Origin of the sequence: Algoriphagus formosus (assembly GCF_002807035.1) — a bacterium.
Lineage (GTDB): Bacteria > Bacteroidota > Bacteroidia > Cytophagales > Cyclobacteriaceae > Algoriphagus > Algoriphagus formosus.
Window position 1 is genome coordinate 2000847 of the sequence record NZ_NIUC01000002.1, and the last position, 14109, is coordinate 2014955.

Genomic DNA, 14109 nt, shown 5'->3' on the forward strand with positions numbered 1-14109 from the left:
ATGGGAGGTTTATTAAAATTTATCATAATTCTATTGGGTGTCGGATGGTTGCTTGGGCAGCTTATCCGATACTTTCTTCGTACCAAGTTGGCAAAATTTGCTCAGCAGGTAAACGAGATGGAAAAAGAGCAGCGTAGAGCACAACAGGCTGCTTCCAGATCAAATGAGGGGGTGAATGTGGATTATATCCCTAAAAATCACCAAAAGAAACGCCAGAAAGATATCGAAGGCGGAGAATATGTAGACTATGAAGAAGTGAAGGAGTGATTACATTCCTTCATTTTTTTTCTTGCACCAAAAAACCTTATAGCCTTTCATGGTTTTTGTCGCAATTAAAAAATCATCCCCTCCATCTTTAAGCCCCATTTTCTTTTTTAAGGAGTCGGCACCTAGCACATAATTTCTGGTAATGACATTGACTTTTCCGCTAGGGAAGAGCTTTTTGATTTCCTGCTTCTTCAGATTTACTTCTTGGATCACTTCAAAGGTTCTCCCGGGAATATCTTCAGGGACTTGGTTTCCTGTATATAAATGGCTGTTTTTTTCCAGCTTTTTTAACCCGTATCGCTCCCCAAAAAGATTGAAGGCTCCTGATTTTAAGATTCCGCTAAGGGGTTCAACCAAGTATCTTTCCGCTTCTGAGTAGTTGGCATCAGCCTGTTCCTCTTCTTCTCTGTTAAAGCTAAATTGTTGGAATTCTCTTCCTAAATCCACCACTTCTATAGATTGCCGATTAGAAATAGACCCTTTTTTCCAATGAAGCAAAAGCTCTTTTACCTCGTTCTTAACAGAAATGATTGTGACTTTTTGGATGTCCGGGAGCTCTTTCCATGCCTGAGAAATATCCAGCATGGGAGAGGCTTTGATTAGAATCTGTTCAGATTTGGAAGTTAAGAGTTGCCAATTGCTTACTACATCGGGCTCGCAGTCCTGCAGTTTGTAAAGCTTTTGATTACCGGAGCCTCTTCTGGCAGGGTCGGCATAGATTAGGTCAAATTGGATAGTTGTTCTTTCTAAAAACTCCAAACCATCCCCTTCCACAAAGTCAAACTTTCCTCCTAAACCCTCCAAGCCTTCCCTGTCCTTGGATAGCTCCAATTGCTCGAGATTATGCTTCGATATCTGGAAAAGTTCAGCCTGCCTTTCGCAGTAGATCCCTTTTTCAAAGCCTTGGCTTAGATAGAAAAAATCCACTCCCAAACCTCCTGTGAGATCAATCATGGTTTTTCCTTCGAGTCCTTCCGCCTTGAATTTGGCAGTTTCTTCACTAGAACTCTGCTCCAAAGCTAAAGAGGCAGGAAAAAGCAAGCTTGGGTTGCTAGACCAGCTTGGGAGCTTTTTAGAAGCCTTTTGTCGGGCTGAAATCTGTTGTACAGCCATTTTCAAGTCAAAAGGAACTTTGCCCTGATACCTAAAAAGTAAAAGTGCAGGATCGTCTTGGAGATGATCCTGCACAAATTTTTTGAATTCAGCGCTATTTGCTTCGCTGATATCCATTAGACCAGTTTATTAGCCAGCAAGTACTCTGCAATTTGTACAGCGTTGGTAGCTGCTCCTTTTCGCAGATTGTCTGCAACGATCCACATATTCAGCGTATTGGCTTGAGACTCATCTCTGCGAAGTCTTCCTACAAATACTTCATCCTTCTTGTGGGCATGAATTGGCATAGGATAAAGCAATTTTTCCGGGTCATCCTGTACGACGACTCCCGGAGTTTTGGTAAGTAGGTCACGGACCTCAGCCAAGTCAAAATCTGTCTTAAACTCCACATTTACCGATTCAGAATGACCACCCATGGTAGGGATACGTACCGTAGTGGCTGTAACAGCAATGCTATCGTCAGAGAAAATTTTCTTTGTCTCATTGATCATTTTCATCTCTTCCTTGGTGTAGCCGTTAGGCTGGAACACATCGATGTGAGGAAGGACGTTCATGTCAATTTTATAAGGATAAACCATTTCAGGCTCTTCTCCTGCTCGCTCAGCCATCATCTGATCTACCGCAGCTTTTCCGGTTCCTGTGACAGATTGATAGGTAGAGACTACCACACGCTTGATTCCATATCGCTGACGTAAAGGTTCCAAAGCCAAGACCATCTGAATTGTAGAGCAGTTGGGGTTGGCGATGATTTTATCTTCTTTGCTCAGCTCCTTGGCATTGATCTCCGGTACAACCAGTTTTTTGCTTGGGTCCATACGCCAAGCGGAGGAATTGTCTACCACAGTAGTACCTGCCTCAGCGAATTTGGGAGCCCATTCTAATGAGGTGCTTCCACCCGCAGAAAAAATGGCGATCTCAGGTTTGGCTGCTACTGCATCGGCTAAGCCAATAACTGTATGGGTTTTTCCTTTGTATTCGATTTGTTTTCCCACAGAGCGCTCAGAAGCGACTAGTAGTAATTCATCATATGGAAAATTGTGCTCATCTAGCACTTCTAGGATTTCAGAGCCTACCAGACCGGTTGCTCCTACCACTGCTAATTTCATTTGTTTATAATTTGTCTTTAAGCGGTCACATGGAATCTCTGCCTGCGGTAGGCAGGTCGCATATTTTCCCCGATATATCGGGGCATCCCCCCTTGTGACGGGTACGTCATGCCTGCCTGCGGAAGGCAGGCTCGATTTCATGATGGTTTAAATAGGTTAATGTATCGGTTTGCAAAAGTAATAGCTATGTAATCAATTTCAGGTTTATCCTGAGAATTATTGACTTACTCAAATACTTTTTATCAAATTCGGACCCCTGCCGCACCGATAGCTCTCAAGTAAGGAGACTCTTAAAGCTTTCCATTGATACCTCATGCTCATTCCTTGAAAGAGATCCACTAGTCATCAAATTCACCTTCTCTTCTCCAGCCATAGGGGTTGGAATCCGCAGTGGTAATTTGGTAGTCTATTTTTCCCGTTTGAGGGTCCTCCGTAAAAAACATAGCTGAAGATTCCCATCTCAGTAAGTTTACTTCGGCCTTTAGTTTTTCTTCATCGCCGTCAAAAAACCTATTTAGTAAGTCCTCCCTGCCGGCGCATTGGGCATATTTTGTCTCACCGTTTTTGTAATGTATCTGATATTCTCTCATAAGCTCTTTTCATAAAAAACTACCCCTTTCTGGTTTTGTTACGAAACAAGCTCATCCTGACGGATTAACTATTCGGGAACTAGCCTAATCCCTGGAGGATTTTTATTCGGTTGAAATCAAAATTATTCTTTTAGATTTAGTAAATTAGTTTACAGATGCTAGTCTAATAGGTTTATGATCAGATTTTTAGCCAGACTTTTTCTTTTAATACTGTTTCTGTTTCAGATAGGTGCTCTGAAAGCAGCGAATCAAAAGGAGGATTTTGAACAGGATTTTAGAATTGTAAATGATCCCGATGAATTTATTCCAGGTTGGCGCGGCAATGAGTTGAGAGAAAACTCTTCACGTATTTTTCAATCCAATTCCTCCGGAAAGGAGGGAAGTCGGTGTTTGGCGGTTCAGCCTATTTCTACCTTCGATGGAGAATTAACCGTTCGGCTTTCTCCCGCTGATTTTGAGAATCCTGCCATACAATTCTGGGCACGATCGATCCGCAATGGAAGTGGTAGCCGACCCGCTTTGGTTTTTTATGGATTTGGTGAAAGTGTGGACTCAGATTTTTCCGAAATGGTACAGATTGGAGACAATTCGGAATTTGCGAATGAGGATCAGATTTTTCGTCAGTTTAAAATTGAGTTGCCAGACTCACTTCGAGGCTTAGAGGAAATCTTTTTTCGGTTGAAAATCGAATATGGTCCCGGAACAGGAAGTGCGGCTCGTTGGCTTTTGGATGATTTTGAATTCGGAGATTTTGTGGAGGATTTGCAGCCCCCGACTTTGGAATTGGTAAGAGGTTTTGGGCCTAGGACAGTAGAATTAGGCTTTTCTGAAGCCTTGGATGCTGTTTTCTCTCAGATTCAACTCAATTACTCGCTAGATGGCATAGATCCAATCAATGCAAGTTTGGCTTTTGATTCCTTGGTTTACCTGGACTTTGAAGAACCATTGGCAGTTGGTCAAAATTATGTTCTCACAATTAGTCAAATTCCTGATTTGGCGGGAAATTTTTTGAGGGATACGACCCTTACTTTTCGCTTCGAAGATCCTACTGCTATCGGGTTTAAGGATTTGGTAATTAATGAAATCATGCCGGCTCCTCGGGATGGAAATGACTTGCCCAATGTGGAATATGTCGAGCTTCTTTATTTGGGTGAAAAGGATATCCGTCTGGGTGGAGTGAGTTTTCGGAATTCCAGAAATGAATCGATTTTGGAGGATAGATGGATGGAATCAGGGGATTATTTGATCTTGGCTCCTGCTAATCAGGCAGCTTTATTTGCTGAATATGGAGATTTCCTTGCGGTTGATCCTTGGCCCACGCTACTCAATTCGGGAGATGAAATTAGTCTTCTCGCTCAAAATGGAGAATTAATAGATCTAATCAGCTATTCCACGGCAACTTGGGGAGATTCAGAGCTTAGCGGTGGAGGTTACAGTTTGGAAGTGGTCAATCCTAACCTTCTTTGTGAGCAAAGCGAATTTCTCAAACCCTCTGAATCTCCAGCCCGAGGTACTCCTGGGACAGAAAACTTTGTCTTTGATCTTACTCCGGATACCTTGGCTCCTGAGTTTATAAGCTACTCCTTCACTGATTCCCTAAGCTTGGTATTAGCTTTTTCAGAGCCTATCCAATCAACTTTGACTGTGGCTGACTTCCAGATTGAACCCAATTTGCCGCTCGATTCAGTAGTAGTAGCAAGCAAACAGATTCTTTTATTTTTCTCAGAAGCTATAGCTGACAATCAATCCTATCAATTAGGATTGGACGGGGTGGCCGATTGTAGTGGAAATCAACTGGAAGAGACTAGAATTGAAATCATCCGTCCACGAACTGCAAAAATTGGCGAAGTTTTTCTTAATGAGCTGCTTTTTGACCCGCGCAGTGGAGGCCCTAAATTCGTGGAGCTTTATAATCCGACTGATGATTATCTGGAAATTGGGAAATGGAAATTGGCTAACCTGGATGATTTGGGACAGGTTGATCAAGTCCGGATGCTTTCTGAAGAGAGCTTGGTGATGTCCCCGAGTTCCTTTTTGGCCATCAGTACAGATTCCGAACGACTCAAAATGGACTATCCCAGGTCTGCAAATGGAGGTTTTTTTGAGATCAGGACTTTGCCTTCTTATCCAATTTCTGGTGGTTCGGTAGTGCTGATAGATGCTCAGGGGGAGATCGCCGAACAGTTTGAGTATGATGAGGAACTGCATCATCCTTTGCTACGAGAGACGAAGGGTGTTTCGTTAGAAAGGGTTTCGGTTGGGTCACCTGCTGATTTTACAGGGAATTGGCACTCAGCTTCGGGGAATGAAGAGTATGCTACACCGGGTAGGATGAATTCTCAGCGGATACCGGGAGAATTTGAAGCTGAACTCATTCAAATTGATCCCGAGATTTTTGATCCTGAGGGGAGTCAGGGCAATACCTTCACGACGATTCGATATCAATTGGATCAATCAGGTTGGGTAGGAAGCTTCAGGATTTATGATATTTCTGGCAGAATCGTGTCGGTGCTTGCGCAAAATGAGATTTTGGCTACCCAAGGACTATACACTTGGACAGGGACGGACTCTAAAGGTAGAAGATTGCCGACGGGTTATTATGTTTTGTTAGTTGAGTTATTTGATCTGCAGGCAAGGATTCGGAATGTCAAAAAAACAATCATTATTGCAGAAAATATCTAAAAATTATCAGTTTACGAAACATGATTTGCTAAAAATCAGTATTTTAGAGTAACAAATCACGCCCAAACCATGGAACCCGGAATAATCAACAAAGCTCTCAAACAACTTTGCGTCGTGGAATCAAAACCGATTTCGGAGGTGGTGCAATATCTCAAGTTGCGCTACCAAATCGATGCCGACGAAATGATCCTCAAAAAGCGACTGGAAAAAATCCTGAATCAGGAGCAAGCAGTAGCCTAGATCATTTTAGACTTTATTAAAAAGCTGCATTCTTTCAACGAATGCGGCTTTTTTTGAATCGCTAAGGGCTACTAGTTTTCGTCCTTGTAGATAAATACCTGAGCTTCCTGATCGGCTTTGCGATAGCCACGATACATCCCTTCAGAGTTAAAAGGCATCGCGATATTCCCCATACGATCGATGGAAATTATTCCTCCTGAACCTCCCATTTCTACCAATTGCTTCATGACTACATCATTTGCGGCATCTTCGAGACTTTTATTTCCATATCGCATTTGAGAGGCAATTTCATGGCCAACGACAGTTCGAATGAAAAACTCCCCATGTCCGGTAGCTGAAACTGCGCAAGTTGCATTGTCTGCGTAGGTACCTGCTCCTATGATTGGTACATCACCTACTCGGCCATAGCGCTTGTTTGTCATTCCACCTGTGGAAGTAGCTGCGGCGATATTGCCATTTTTATCAAGTGCTACTGCGCCTACTGTTCCAAATTTCCGGTCCTTGAAAAAGGGATCCTGAAGCTCCATCTCTAAAAGTGAACTGTGATCCAGTTGTGTTTTTTCGGTTTCACGGATTTTCTCTAATTGCTGAAAGCGGAAATCGGTGTAAAAGTAGTCTGGAGATACCAGTTCGAGCTCCTGTTCTTTTGCAAAAACTTCGGCTCCGGCACCAGTCATAAATACGTGGGGTGAATTTTCCATTACAGCTCGTGCTGCGGTAATTGGGTTTTTGACGGTAGTTAGTCCTGCCACGGCACCTGCGTTTCGGTCTCTCCCGTCCATGATAGCAGCGTCCATTTCATTTTTCCCTTCATTGGTAAAAACAGCTCCTTTTCCAGCATTGAACAAGGGGCTGTCCTCCATGACTTTCACCGCAGCAATGACGGCATCTAGCGCTTCACCTCCGGATTCTAAGACAGCGTAACCAGCATCGAGCGCCTCTTTAAGCTTCGCTCGGTATTCAGCCTCCTGTTCATCACTCATGTTTTCCCTTTTTATGGTGCCTGCTCCTCCATGGATGGCAAGTGCAAACTCAGATTGTGTTATGGTTTCTTCTGAAACTGACTGATTGTCAGTTGGCTGCGAGCAAGACCAAGAAATAATTAAAATTGAAAGGAATGAAAGGAAGATTTTATTCATGTCTTGATTAAGTTTTTTTAGATGTGGAATAATTTAAAAATAGGGCCATTTCTTCAAATTGGAAGGGTTTTTTACATCGAGAGTAAAATTAAATTTTTGTATTTGCGATCCCCCACGTATTTTAGGGAACTTTAAAAAGTCCAGTACGTCAAAGAATTATTACCTAATAGAATCGCCATGAGCCAGGAAGCAAAAACATCCTATTCTCAAGAAGAATTAAAGGAATTTGAAGAGATCATTTTGAAAAAATTGAGCAGTGCTAAAGAAGAGTTAGGTATGCTCAAGGAATCTCTCAGCAAAAAGAATGATAGTGGTACGGACAATACAGCATCTACTTCGAAATTACTCGAAGATGGGGCAGATACGCTTGAGCGTGAAAGTCTGAGCCAATTGGCAGCCCGTCAACAGAAGTTTGTAATCAATCTTGAGAATGCGCTCGTGAGGATTAAGAACGGAACTTACGGCATCTGTGTGGATACGGGGAAATTGATCTCCAAGGAGCGATTGCGCGCAGTACCTCATACCATGCATTCTATAGAAGCTAAGCTGGCTAAGAAATAAAAGTGGATTTTCTTCCCCGCCATATTGAGGCCTTGATTTTCTGCAGTCCTGCGCCACTACCCAAAGCTGAGATTCAAAAATGTCTTTCGGAGATGTTTGAGTCAGAAGTGCCGGGTGAGCACATCGACGAAGCTTTGGCGCAGTTGATTAAAAAATATGAGCAGGACGAGTTTTCTTTTTCTCTCGAAAAAATAGCCGGAGGGTATCAATTTTTGACCAAGCCGGCCTATCAAACGAGTATTGCGATATTACTCAAGCAGCAGAGTCAAAAGCGTCTCTCAACGGCTCAGCTCGAGACCCTTTCTATCATTGCCTACAAGCAACCGGTGACGAAGGGGGAAATCGAGCAGATTCGAGGTGTCAACTCCGACTATTCGGTTCAAAAACTTTTGGAAAAAGAACTGATCGAAATCAAAGGGAAGTCAGAGCAAATTGGCCGTCCTATGATTTATGGAACTTCGCCGAAGTTTATGGAGTATTTCGGGATCAATTCCATTCAGGACCTTCCTCAACCCAAGGATTTTTCCCAACCTGATAATCAGATCGGCGAGGAGCGTGAGTAGGGTTGGATTAAATGTTTGGGAAGAACTCTTCCAGCTTCGCTCTTCTTATTCAATCGTTATGCTGCTTTTCCGAAAGCAGCATTTCTGATTAAGGGAAGTTAAGTAGTTTTTGCTAGAAATGAGGATCACTTCCAACTTCCCTCTTCCATCTCCCCACTTCTTAACTTTCAACCTGAACTTCTGCTAATTGAGAAATAAGGTAGCGTTTCCCTGAGGGGATTTCCTCGCAAAGAACTCGTGTTCTACGCGTTTCTTTCTTTTTGAATTTTCGGCCATTGAGCTCAAAAATACTTTCCGGTTTCAAATCGGAAAGGAAGCTTTTTTCAATTCCAGCAGTTGCTTTGTTGTATTTACTCAACTCTTTTGTCAAAAAAAGATCCCCTGCTGAAGTAGCTTTTGGATTTTGCATATGTCTGACAAGAGGAATCAAAAGATCCTGAGGAAAAACTTCTTTCCGAAGCAGGGGAGACATCAGATTCTTGAATACTCGCTTCCACTCTTGTCCGTGTGGTGGGATATTCAGACCAAACCGAATAAAAGCATATAAATGGGCCACCTCGTGGATGTACGTAATTAGGAATTGATAAGGGTTCAAATTCCCGTTGATGGTGATAGTTTGCAGCGATTGATCTCGCTTCCATCGGAAGTCGCCCAATTTGCTTTTTCGCTCGCGGGTTAAGGTGAAATTAAACTTCTCTTGTTTCCAAAGATCTATGCAATACTCCAGGCTTGCAGAGGGGACTTTTGCAGAAAGAATTTCGCGAAGCTTTTCGGACTGATCCATGTTGGGAAATTACTGATATCTGCGGATTCTAGGAAGTCCACATTTTTAAGATTCGATAAATAGGAACAAAAAAAGAGCTCCAATTACGGAGCTCTTTAAAAATTTGAGAAGAATGGGTGATTAGTTGTTTTCTACCACTTCTTCAACTTGCTCAACAGCTACTTCAGCAGCATTTTCGATTGAGTCAGTTGTATCTTCGATCACTTCTTCAGTAGCTTCTACAGCTCCTTCAGTCGCTTCTTGAACAGTTTCAACTGTTTCTTCTTCTTTTACTTCTTTGTTGCCGCAAGAGGCAGTAGCCATCAAACCGACGATTGCGAAAATTGCAAATACCTTGTTCATTTGTTGTGTTTTTTTAAATGCGGTGCAAAGGTATCTGAAGTTTTATCAATTTCGCAAATTGCCGTTAAAATTATTTTTATTTGTTTTTATACAAGATTTTTACCGGTACTCCATCGAATTCGAAATTCTCACGAAGGCGATTTTCCAGGTATCTCGTGTAAGGATTTTTGATGTATTGCGGAAGGTTGCAGAAGAAAGCAAACACCGGATTTTTCGTTGGCAATTGGGTTACATATTTGATTTTAATGTATTTGCCTTTCCAAGCTGGCGGTGGATAATGCTCGATTTCCGGCAGCATCACATCATTCAATTTGGATGTCGCTATCCGTCTATTTTTATTTTCATATACCTTCACGGCCAATTCGATCGCTTGGAATATTCGTTGCTTTTCAACTACCGAAGTAAAAATGATCGGGATCCATTTGTGCTCACCCAATCGCTCCATCATTTCATCCTTGATCTTGTTCATGGTCTTGTGGTCCTTTTCGATCAAATCCCACTTGTTTACCATGATCATGATTCCCTTATTGTTTTTGATGGCAAGGGAAATCAAATTGACATCTTGAGACTCCAGTCCTCGTGATGCATCGACCATGACGATGACTACATCCGAATCTTCCAAAGTCCTGAGGGACCGCATGACAGAGTAAAACTCAATGTCTTCTTTGACCTTGGCCTTCTTTCGGATCCCTGCTGTATCGGTGATGATAAAGTCCTGACCGAAAAGCTTGTATCGGGTATGGATCGCATCCCGGGTAGTTCCGGCTTCATCGGTTACGATGGATCGCTCTTTTCCAAGTAGGGCATTCAAGAAAGAGGATTTACCCACATTAGGACGGCCAAGGATAGAAATCTTTGGAATTCCCGCATCAGGATCTTCTACTCCTTCATCTTCGAAGTGCTCCACTACACGGTCCAGAAGTTCACCTGTTCCGCTACCACTGGTAGCAGCGATGGGGAAGATTTCAAAATCTGAAAGGCCCAAAGCATAAAATTCATTGGCCATGAAGGCCTTTTCTTGATTATCTGCCTTGTTGGCTACGATATAAATCGGCTTTTTGCTTCCACGAAGCTCGTCGGCAAATTCCTTGTCCAAATCCGTCAATCCATCATGACAGTCTGCGACAAAAAGGATAACATCCGATTCTTCCACCGCGAGCTTAACCTGCTTTCGGATCTCAGCCTCATACACATCATCAGATCCAGTGACATAACCACCGGTATCAATGACCGAGAAAAATTTTCCATTCCACTGGGCATGCCCATAGTGTCGGTCCCGAGTTACCCCGCTGACATTATCCTCGATGGCTTTTCTCTCTTCCACCAGTCTATTAAAGAGTGTGGACTTGCCTACATTAGGTCTTCCTACAATTGCTACGATATTTGCCATGTTTAAGAGGGATCGTATCCGAATTTTCTAAGTTTGAGTTTGTTTTTACGCCAGTCCGGTTCCACCTTGACGAAGGTTTCCAGATGGACTTTTTTGCCAAAGAATTCTTCCAAATCTTGGCGGGCTTCAATACCCACTTTCTTGAGCATTTTGCCTTTTTCACCAATGAGAATTCCCTTTTGGCTATTGCGCTCCACAAAGATGGTGGCTCGCATGCGGATGATATCCGTATCTTCTTTGAAATCCTCCATCACCACTTCGGTGCTGTATGGGATTTCTTTTTTATAGTTTTTGAATATTTTCTCCCGAATGATCTCGGAGGCAAAGAACCGCTCCGGACGGTCTGTTAGTTCCTCTTTATCATAAAAAGGTGGATGAACCGGCAGGCGGTCTAAAATTTCCTGCATGATTCGCTCTGTGTTGAACTTCTCCAATGCGGAAATAGGAATCACCGTAGCAGCCTCAATTCTTGAGGTCCAATATTCGGTGACCTTATCCAATTGCCCTTCCTTAGCTAGGTCAATTTTATTAATTACCAACAAAACCGGGATCCCTGATTTATTTATTCTTGTGATAATCGGCTCGATATCCGCGTCGGTTTCAAAAAGATCCGTCACAAATAAGATGATATCGGCATCTTCCAATGAAAGATTGACAAAGGACATCATACTTTTGTGGAGCTCATATTGTGGCTTGAGCATTCCCGGAGTATCGGAGAATACGATCTGGTAATCGGCTGTATTCGAGAGGCCAAGGATGCGGTGACGGGTTGTTTGGGATTTGGGAGAAATGATCGACACCGGTGTGCCGACCAAGATATTCATCAGGGTAGACTTGCCCACATTGGGTTTTCCGATGATATTGACAAAGCCTGCCTGATGAGTTTGAGGATTCATTTCTTGAAATATTTTTCACAAAGGTACTTGATTTTTGACAGTATGTCTTTACCTTTGTACCACAATTCGCCGGAAGGGCGGATGGAACTAAAGAAAAGACGATTAAGTTTTAACAATATATCGCGGGATGGAGCATCCCGAGTCCCGATAATTATCGGGAGGAGGTAGCTCATCGGAATCCCTTCTCACAAAAGACATATCGCGGGATGGAGCAGTTGGTAGCTCGTCGGGCTCATAACCCGAAGGTCACAGGTTCGAGTCCTGTTCCCGCTACTACAAAGGGTACCAATCGGTACCCTTTTTTATTTTCAATAATTACAATCCACAGGTTCGACCCGCGATAGCTATCGGGGCTGTTCCCGCTACTACGAAGCCGGTCAGAAATGATCGGCTTTTTTCTTTTATCAATCATGGTCACTGGTTCGAGCCGTGACTTTCAGCTTTATTATTCTCCCCTACTTCTTCACCCGATCAGGGTTCTCTTCGATAAATGATTTCCAACCGGCAGCTCTACCGCGGCTTTGGATTCTTCCTTCGTGAAAGTGATGACAAAGCGCCACAGCCAAAGCATCTGTTGCATCCAGCATTTTGGGGATTTCTTCCAGTTTAAAAAGTGTCTGAAGCATTGCAGCAACTTGTTCCTTGGAGGCATTTCCGTTCCCGGTTACCGACTGTTTGACTTTCTTGGGAGAGTATTCGGTGATGGGGATTTCCCGTGCCAAAGCAGCTGCCATAGCCACCCCTTGTGCACGGCCTAGCTTGAGCATGGATTGGACATTGGCTCCGTAAAAAGGAGCTTCAAGAGCGACCGTATCCGGCAGAAACTCCTCCAAAATCCCGGTGATCCGCTCAAAGATCTTTTTGAGCTTCAATTCGTGACTTCCGTACTTTTTCAGATGAATCACTCCATACTGAAGCAATTTATACTGCTTGCCCTCAGTTACAATCAGGGCGTAGCCCATCACATTGGTGCCGGGATCGATCCCTAGAATGATTTTTTCCTTTGCGGCTTTTTTAGCTTCTTTACTCACTGCCGCAAGATAGTCCAAAAGATGCTAAGTTTTTATTTGATAGGTGCCTTTGTCTATTGCATTTTGCTTGGGTTCTTGAGGTCCAAATGGCTCAGCGCGGCTTCAAAGGAAGGGTCTTTCGAAAAGGCTAAGCTCTCTGCTACGCTCCTGATTCCAGTTCGAAATGAGTCTCAAAATCTGGATAGTCTGCTTTCCCATTTAGAAATAATTGAAGGTGAATTTGAGGAAGTCATTTTTATCGACGATCAAAGCGAGGATGATTCCTTCGAAAAACTTCAGGAACTGATCACCAAGCGAAAACCCTACAAGCTGGTTAGAAGTGCAGGCTCAGGGAAAAAAGCAGCGCTTCAGTACGGGGTTCATGCAGCCAAAACTGATCTAATCCTTACCTCAGATGCAGATTGCCGATGGAAATCAAGCTGGCCTCAGCAAATGAAAGCTCCCTTTTCTGATTCCTCCGTTCAACTGGTAGCAGGTCCTGTTTTGACGGAGAAAAGTGATGGTTTTCTTGCTGGTTTCCAGCGCTTGGATTGGGCGAGCATCCTGCTTTTGACGGGTTTTTCTTTTGCTCAGAAGAAACCCCTGATGTGCAGTGGGGCCAATTTGGCCTTTCGTAAATCCGCTTTCCAAAAAGTCGGAGGCTATGCAGGAAATGAGCATTGGCTTTCAGGAGATGATGAGTTTTTGCTCAAAAAAATCCACCAATTTTTCGGGAAGGAAAGCACGCAATATCAATTCAGGCCGGAGGCTTTGGTTCGTACCCAATCAGAGCCAACTTGGAAGGCTCTTTTCAATCAGCGAATTCGCTGGGCAGGAAAGTGGCGAGCCCATCCCTCTTTTTCCCATTTTGGAGCTTCTTTGGCGGTGATGGCGATGCAGTTTTTTTGGATAGCTTCCTTTTTCCTTTTACTTGAAGGAGAGTGGGGCTGGATTGTATTTTCCCTGACCTGGCTTTTGAAATGTTTTGGGGAATACTATTCCCTGGAGAGAATTTTGGAGCATTATGACGAAAAATCGAAGAAAATCCATCTTTTCGGCACGAGTCTGTTTCATCCGCTCTATTCTCTCCGTATTGGATTTGGAGCTATTTTTGGAAATTATAGCTGGAAGGGAAGAAGCATCCGTGGAAATGTTAATTTTGAAGTAAATGGAACTGACAGACGAGGAATTTGACCTGCTGGACGAACTTTATTTCGTCCAATCATTTGATTATTTGTTGGAGGAACTAGGCTGGAGTGATGAGGTATTGCTTCAGACCCTTCATTCGCTTTTTCAAAAGGGAATGATCAAATGTCTTGCTTCTCCCGATGATGAGCTTTTTGGGAATGTAGATATCCTGAACGAAGGCAAAAGCATGCTTTTCCTTGCCACCAAAAAAGGGCTGATGGCCCATAATGCAATTTGA

Annotated in this window: 16 protein-coding genes and 1 tRNA gene; 8 read left to right on the plus strand and 9 right to left on the minus strand. The window is 43.2% G+C overall.

Annotated elements, in window-relative coordinates:
• Positions 1-267 (plus strand): DUF4834 family protein, encoded by a 267-nt coding sequence (locus CDH51_RS14915; RefSeq protein WP_100629277.1) that lies wholly within the window; start codon positions 1-3, stop codon positions 265-267.
• Here the strand turns inward: CDH51_RS14915 and CDH51_RS14920 are convergent, their stop codons facing one another.
• From CDH51_RS14920 to CDH51_RS14930, 3 genes are all read right to left on the minus strand, one after another.
• A complete protein-coding gene (locus CDH51_RS14920) occupies positions 268-1497 on the minus strand; it encodes a class I SAM-dependent methyltransferase (protein ID WP_100629278.1) in 1230 nt (409 codons plus the stop codon).
• Positions 1497-2486, minus strand: a complete 990-nt coding sequence (locus CDH51_RS14925) for an aspartate-semialdehyde dehydrogenase (RefSeq protein ID WP_100629279.1) — start codon at positions 2484-2486, stop codon at positions 1497-1499. Before CDH51_RS14925 ends, CDH51_RS14920 begins: the two co-directional genes overlap by 1 nt.
• A gap of 338 nt (positions 2487-2824) precedes the next feature.
• Complete coding sequence (locus CDH51_RS14930) at positions 2825-3076, minus strand: hypothetical protein (protein ID WP_100629280.1); 252 nt, start codon at positions 3074-3076, stop codon at positions 2825-2827.
• Between the two features lie 174 nt (positions 3077-3250).
• On the opposite strand from CDH51_RS14930, the gene CDH51_RS14935 reads away from it, so the two are divergent.
• Both CDH51_RS14935 and CDH51_RS20090 read left to right on the plus strand, forming a co-directional pair.
• Positions 3251-5758, plus strand: a complete 2508-nt coding sequence (locus CDH51_RS14935; RefSeq protein WP_100629281.1) for a lamin tail domain-containing protein — start codon at positions 3251-3253, stop codon at positions 5756-5758.
• A 69-nt stretch (positions 5759-5827) separates the two neighbouring features.
• Positions 5828-5998 (plus strand): hypothetical protein, encoded by a 171-nt coding sequence (locus CDH51_RS20090; RefSeq protein ID WP_157807126.1) that lies wholly within the window; start codon positions 5828-5830, stop codon positions 5996-5998.
• A 71-nt stretch (positions 5999-6069) separates the two neighbouring features.
• On the opposite strand, the gene CDH51_RS14940 is transcribed toward CDH51_RS20090, so the two are convergent.
• Positions 6070-7137, minus strand: a complete 1068-nt coding sequence (locus tag CDH51_RS14940) for an isoaspartyl peptidase/L-asparaginase family protein (RefSeq protein ID WP_100629282.1) — start codon at positions 7135-7137, stop codon at positions 6070-6072.
• Positions 7138-7314: 177 nt separating this feature from the next.
• Here CDH51_RS14940 and CDH51_RS14945 point away from each other — a divergent pair, with 177 nt between their 5' ends.
• Together CDH51_RS14945 and scpB are read left to right on the plus strand one after the other, a co-directional pair.
• Positions 7315-7698 (plus strand): TraR/DksA family transcriptional regulator, encoded by a 384-nt coding sequence (locus CDH51_RS14945; RefSeq protein WP_026947826.1) that lies wholly within the window; start codon positions 7315-7317, stop codon positions 7696-7698.
• A gap of 2 nt (positions 7699-7700) precedes the next feature.
• Positions 7701-8261: an SMC-Scp complex subunit ScpB gene (gene scpB / locus CDH51_RS14950; protein WP_024283518.1), complete on the plus strand. Its 561-nt coding sequence runs from the start codon at positions 7701-7703 to the stop codon at positions 8259-8261.
• A 160-nt stretch (positions 8262-8421) separates the two neighbouring features.
• On the opposite strand, the gene CDH51_RS14955 is transcribed toward scpB, so the two are convergent.
• The 4 genes from CDH51_RS14955 to era all read right to left on the minus strand — a co-directional run bounded on the left by CDH51_RS14955 (position 8422) and on the right by era (position 11673).
• Positions 8422-9045 (minus strand): SprT-like domain-containing protein, encoded by a 624-nt coding sequence (locus tag CDH51_RS14955; protein WP_100629283.1) that lies wholly within the window; start codon positions 9043-9045, stop codon positions 8422-8424.
• Positions 9046-9165: 120 nt separating this feature from the next.
• Positions 9166-9387, minus strand: coding sequence for a hypothetical protein (locus CDH51_RS14960; RefSeq protein ID WP_024283516.1), 222 nt, complete (start codon positions 9385-9387; stop codon positions 9166-9168).
• Between the two features lie 76 nt (positions 9388-9463).
• Entirely contained in the window at positions 9464-10777 is a 1314-nt protein-coding gene (der, locus tag CDH51_RS14965; protein ID WP_024283515.1) for a ribosome biogenesis GTPase Der, read from the minus strand.
• Positions 10778-10779: 2 nt separating this feature from the next.
• Positions 10780-11673, minus strand: coding sequence for a GTPase Era (gene era, locus CDH51_RS14970; RefSeq protein WP_100629284.1), 894 nt, complete (start codon positions 11671-11673; stop codon positions 10780-10782).
• A gap of 200 nt (positions 11674-11873) precedes the next feature.
• Here era and CDH51_RS14975 point away from each other — a divergent pair.
• Positions 11874-11946: transfer RNA gene (locus CDH51_RS14975), tRNA-Met, on the plus strand.
• Between the two features lie 182 nt (positions 11947-12128).
• Here the strand turns inward: CDH51_RS14975 and ruvC are convergent.
• Entirely contained in the window at positions 12129-12704 is a 576-nt protein-coding gene (gene ruvC, locus CDH51_RS14980) for a crossover junction endodeoxyribonuclease RuvC (protein ID WP_100629285.1), read from the minus strand.
• A gap of 21 nt (positions 12705-12725) precedes the next feature.
• Here ruvC and CDH51_RS14985 point away from each other — a divergent pair, with 21 nt between their 5' ends.
• Entirely contained in the window at positions 12726-13877 is a 1152-nt protein-coding gene (locus CDH51_RS14985) for a glycosyltransferase (RefSeq protein ID WP_100629286.1), read from the plus strand.
• The gene (locus CDH51_RS14990) at positions 13852-14109 is read left to right on the plus strand and encodes a hypothetical protein (RefSeq protein WP_317045952.1); all 258 of its coding nucleotides are present in this window, start codon (positions 13852-13854) and stop codon (positions 14107-14109) included. The genes CDH51_RS14985 and CDH51_RS14990 overlap by 26 nt, the downstream gene beginning before the upstream one ends.

Bases quoted from the DNA above. Each gene is read 5' to 3' on its own strand.
- CDH51_RS14990 (WP_317045952.1), top strand. From the start codon at position 13,852: ATGGAACTGACAGACGAGGAATTTGACCTGCTGGACGAACTTTATTTC.
- CDH51_RS14955 (WP_100629283.1), bottom strand. From the start codon at position 9,045: ATGGATCAGTCCGAAAAGCTTCGCGAAATTCTTTCTGCAAAAGTCCCC.
- CDH51_RS14985 (WP_100629286.1), top strand. From the start codon at position 12,726: ATGCTAAGTTTTTATTTGATAGGTGCCTTTGTCTATTGCATTTTGCTT.
- CDH51_RS20090 (WP_157807126.1), top strand. From the start codon at position 5,828: ATGGAACCCGGAATAATCAACAAAGCTCTCAAACAACTTTGCGTCGTG.
- CDH51_RS14920 (WP_100629278.1), bottom strand. From the start codon at position 1,497: ATGGATATCAGCGAAGCAAATAGCGCTGAATTCAAAAAATTTGTGCAG.
- der (WP_024283515.1), bottom strand. From the start codon at position 10,777: ATGGCAAATATCGTAGCAATTGTAGGAAGACCTAATGTAGGCAAGTCC.
- CDH51_RS14935 (WP_100629281.1), top strand. From the start codon at position 3,251: ATGATCAGATTTTTAGCCAGACTTTTTCTTTTAATACTGTTTCTGTTT.
- CDH51_RS14940 (WP_100629282.1), bottom strand. From the start codon at position 7,137: ATGAATAAAATCTTCCTTTCATTCCTTTCAATTTTAATTATTTCTTGG.
- era (WP_100629284.1), bottom strand. From the start codon at position 11,673: ATGAATCCTCAAACTCATCAGGCAGGCTTTGTCAATATCATCGGAAAA.
- CDH51_RS14925 (WP_100629279.1), bottom strand. From the start codon at position 2,486: ATGAAATTAGCAGTGGTAGGAGCAACCGGTCTGGTAGGCTCTGAAATC.
- CDH51_RS14915 (WP_100629277.1), top strand. From the start codon at position 1: ATGGGAGGTTTATTAAAATTTATCATAATTCTATTGGGTGTCGGATGG.
- CDH51_RS14960 (WP_024283516.1), bottom strand. From the start codon at position 9,387: ATGAACAAGGTATTTGCAATTTTCGCAATCGTCGGTTTGATGGCTACT.
- CDH51_RS14945 (WP_026947826.1), top strand. From the start codon at position 7,315: ATGAGCCAGGAAGCAAAAACATCCTATTCTCAAGAAGAATTAAAGGAA.
- CDH51_RS14930 (WP_100629280.1), bottom strand. From the start codon at position 3,076: ATGAGAGAATATCAGATACATTACAAAAACGGTGAGACAAAATATGCC.